This window comes from Paenibacillus alginolyticus DSM 5050 = NBRC 15375, assembly GCF_000422905.1.
Classification (GTDB): domain Bacteria; phylum Bacillota; class Bacilli; order Paenibacillales; family NBRC-103111; genus Paenibacillus_E; species Paenibacillus_E alginolyticus.
Genome location: NZ_KE383952.1, coordinates 1 through 3,286, shown reverse-complemented (window position 1 = coordinate 3,286; position 3,286 = coordinate 1). Strand labels below are relative to the sequence as shown.

Annotated in this window: 4 protein-coding genes; all 4 read right to left on the bottom strand. The window is 48.8% G+C overall.

Going from position 1 to position 3,286, the window contains the following annotated elements; genetic code table 11:
• Window positions 1-206 precede the first annotated feature (206 nt).
• The 4 genes from G519_RS51015 to G519_RS0140630 all read right to left on the bottom strand — a co-directional run bounded on the left by G519_RS51015 (window position 207) and on the right by G519_RS0140630 (window position 2,950).
• A complete protein-coding gene (locus G519_RS51015; protein WP_154669680.1) occupies window positions 207-380 on the bottom strand; it encodes a hypothetical protein in 174 nt (57 codons plus the stop codon).
• 155 nt (window positions 381-535) lie between these two features.
• The gene (locus tag G519_RS49770) at window positions 536-817 is read right to left on the bottom strand and encodes a YncE family protein (protein ID WP_051254214.1); all 282 of its coding nucleotides are present in this window, start codon (window positions 815-817) and stop codon (window positions 536-538) included.
• Window positions 818-843: 26 nt separating this feature from the next.
• A complete protein-coding gene (locus G519_RS49765; RefSeq protein WP_051254212.1) occupies window positions 844-1,377 on the bottom strand; it encodes a YncE family protein in 534 nt (177 codons plus the stop codon).
• 97 nt (window positions 1,378-1,474) lie between these two features.
• Window positions 1,475-2,950 carry an S-layer homology domain-containing protein gene (locus tag G519_RS0140630; protein ID WP_029199403.1) on the bottom strand — a complete coding sequence of 492 codons (1,476 nt, stop codon included), beginning with the start codon at window positions 2,948-2,950 and terminating at the stop codon, window positions 1,475-1,477.
• Window positions 2,951-3,286: the final 336 nt, after the last annotated feature.

Sequence of the window (3,286 nt, the reverse complement as noted above, 5' to 3'; positions counted from 1 at the left end):
CACAAAAGTATGCTGAGAGAGCCGAAATGGACTTCTCATCGCCGGAAAAGTAGCAAAGTGTTGCTGAGAAGTCCGAAAAGGACGTCTCGGAGCCAGAAGGATGCTTGTTAACCGACAAATGTATGCTGAGAGAGCCGAAAAGGACTTCTCACCATCGGAAAAGTATCAAAGTGCTGCTGAGAAGTCCAAAAAGGACGTATCGAAGCTTACCGGCTCAGCAGCTGCACATCCAAAGGATAATCAGGGATCTCGAAGTCGCGGACTGCGCCAGACGCCAAGTCAACAACGGTCATGCCGTTCCAACCGGTATCGGCATAAGTAACGCCGCCTGTGAGGTAGGCGTAACGACCATCTGCGCTGCTGGCGACCATTTGGTGCATCCGGGCGAGAGGGATGATTTTCTCGGCATAAGTAGCTATGTCGAGCACGGTTAAGTTAGGCTTGCCAGTTGCGCTGCCGGCAGAGCCGATGCCGACGATGAGCAGCTGCTTGCCGTCAGGTGTTAGGGCAACGCCCTCCTGATGTGTGTTGCCGGTTAGCGGCTTCGTCTCATACTTGCCGCTGATAAGGTCAAGAACGACGAGGCCCGGCCTTGGTAAGGCAAGAGTAGACGGCCATCGGAACGAACCGCCGCATAATGGGGCTTCTCGAAGCCGCCACGACCATAAGGAGCAACCTCAAGGGTACGAGCTTTGTTACTGGCAAGATCGATAGCCGTCACGGAGTAAGAATCGTGGTCGATGCTGTAAACTTCACGGCCATCGAGGCTGGTAACGACATCGAACGGTCGGATTCCGACGGTGACGCTGCCTGTCATGGAGAGATTCTCTGTGTCCATGATTTCTAGTTGGCTTTGCTGCGGCCGGGCAAGTAAACACCTACATAGACAAATCGGCCGTCAGGCGAAACAGCGATACCCATGCCACCGGGGCGATATTCACCAAACTCAATCTTCCCAATGTCGGCTTGGTAAGGAATAAGAGCTACACGTCTGCGCAGTTGGGTATCCACTACAGCGATACCTTCCGCAGTTGACACATAGGCGCGATGATTGGGCCCTTCGGCAATAGCGAAAGGAGATTGACCGACGATGAGTTTGTCGAAGCTGCCGGAAACGGGATTTAAGAAAGAGATATAATCACTCTTGGAATGTGTAACCATCAAAATGGTTTCGGAAGCATCAGTCGGAATGGTATTTGTTGGTTTTGGACTAACGGCAGGTGTTGTTGAAGGTGCTAAAGGTGTAGGGACAGGTGCAGCCGTTGCTGCGATGTTGGAACCAACTGCCGCGTCGGGACGCGACCCGCAGCCTATTAAGAGAAGAAGCAGCGTGAGCGGAGTCAATATGGTCAGGAATGAATGGTTTTTAAGCAACATGGGAATTCACCTCGGATTTGTGGGATAGGGATAAATATAGAACGAGAGCACCTCATTCAAGGTACCCTCGGATCTCTTTATCTTTTTAATGTGAAGATTATTTTGCTAAAGTCAAAGTGACGCCAGTTGCCGTAGACCATTTGCCTACTGGAGCAACGGTATAAGAAGTGCCTGGCACGAGTTGAGCGTTATTAAGAAGAGCGAAAGTACCTACAGCGCCTTTACGTGAAGTCAGCGTGTATTCGGCCGTTAATACTGTACCATCAGTTGCGGTAAGTGTAACTCGGCGAGAGACAAAAATTTCATCCTTAGGATCTTGCGAAAGTGTGACAGCGATCGTCTTCGTATCAACCGCGGCAGCGGATTGGATAGTTAGCGGTGCGATTTCTTTGGCTGTAAAAGTTGGATTCGCGAGAGTAGCCCAGTCAGCCGAAACTGTATATTTGACGCCGGCTTTGAACGTTTCGCCGTTAGGTAGAATAAACTTAGGTGCTTGTCGACCATCGGTTGCTTGTGTGAATGGCAAGTAGTTCGCTGTCATTGTTGCGCCGCCCTCAGGGGTAATTTGCACTTGACGGCTGCGCATCGACGAAAGAATTTGATACGTTTTGCCGTTGTAGCTGTTGTTCTCGTCAACGATGAATGAGCCTGGGCGGCTTTTGCTGTAAGCTGCAATCACATAACCGTAATCAGCAACACCATCAGCCAAGTTGGATTCAACTTCAAACAAATCACTAGCCACCTGCGCTGTGGATTTTAGTGCGATTTTTTCCGTGCTCGCTGTGAAAGTACCAGCAGGCTTACCTTTATAAGTCAACGTGTAAGTTGTCCCGGCTTTTTGGGTAGGAACTGGAACGATGTAGGTGGATTTGGAGCCCGTTTTTAACCGTGGCACATTATTGATCGCTAGGCCGTTGTCAAAAACAAAGTTTTTGGACGCTTGATCCAGTTCCAATTCTGCCGCCGGAATCGGTGCCGAGAAAGTAACTTGCAGGGTTATGGCATTCAAAGCTTGCAGCTTAGTCACTTGAATAGGCGCTAATTGCTGAGCTTCAAAAATAAGCAGAGCGGCTTGGCCGCGCGTCACTTGACTGCCTGTGATAGATGCAAAGCTTGGCAGCTTTTCAACGGCTGCTTTATCAACTTTCAACACGTTCGCAATCACGTCAGCAAGTTGATCGGACGAGATGGATTGACCTCCCCGGAATTGTCCGGCAGTATCTTTCATTGCACCAAGATTCTCAAGGGCAACTGCATACGAATAGAACCAATCACCTTTTGATACATCGTTAAAATGGTTGGCTGCAGCTGGGTCCATGCTCACATGAAGCGCTAATGCGACGATTTTGGCAACCTCTGCGCAAGTTACAGCCTGATTCGGTTTGAAGCTGTTGTTCTCATATCCGGATACAACTTGCTGCTGTGCTAATTGTTCAATCGCTGTTTGAACTTGCGATGTATTGGCAGAATCCGTGAAAGGATTAGCTGCTAGAGCATTGAATGGAAGAATGGCTGACAAACCTACGGTTGCTGTGATGGTTAATGCGGCTAAAGTCTTTTTGCTGTTTTTCATATATAACACTCCTTGTATGCTAAGAGCAGTTCCTAATTCTTTAATGAATTGGAAATTGCTCTTATTATTTTTTGTTCCTTGAAAAATGAATTTGAACCGGTTGTGAACGTAGCTCAAGCGAAGGCGCGGGAGCCGTCCCAACGGGACGAAAATTTTTAAAAGGTGTTTACGATCTTGCGATGTCTTTGGGACAATGCCAATAGGTGCTACTGACGGGAATGTTCCTTACCCTCCTGTTGAACCAAGCATTTGGTTTCTTCCAATTTAGAGTGTTCCCTTGGCCTCTTCCGTATTTTCCTACACGCTGACTGTATCCCGTGCGCTGCCATCCCTTCC